Source organism: Dellaglioa sp. CoH-55-MRSF-7 (assembly GCF_056782235.1).
The window spans coordinates 1-250 of sequence record NZ_JBXAYI010000204.1 but is presented as its reverse complement, the minus strand read 5'-3'; the positions used below and the strand labels follow the sequence as shown (position 1 = coordinate 250).

Genomic DNA, 250 nt, shown 5'->3' with positions numbered 1-250 from the left:
GCATCGGAGAGAAAAGACATGATGGCGGCATTCCTGATGGACGCGCCGGATGCTGGCAGAAGTCGGAACCTCGTGCGCATGCCGAGCGCCGGGCAAAAAGAAAGGGATGATCTAACCGGTTCCCGCCACCGGCTTGCTTTCGCACGATCATCCCAAAATAGCGTACAGGCCCAAAACCACACTTCACTCGCCTGAGAAAAACGTCCCGCACGCTATCGGGATTACTCTATAAAATTGGGAATCCCAAGTT

1 protein-coding gene is annotated in these 250 nt (G+C 54.4%); it reads left to right on the top strand.

Annotated elements, in window-relative coordinates; genetic code table 11:
* A partial coding sequence (locus AC1RPU_RS08400; RefSeq protein ID WP_438452386.1) for a hypothetical protein occupies positions 1–195 on the top strand: 195 nt, incomplete at its 5' end.
* Positions 196–250 lie beyond the last annotated feature (55 nt).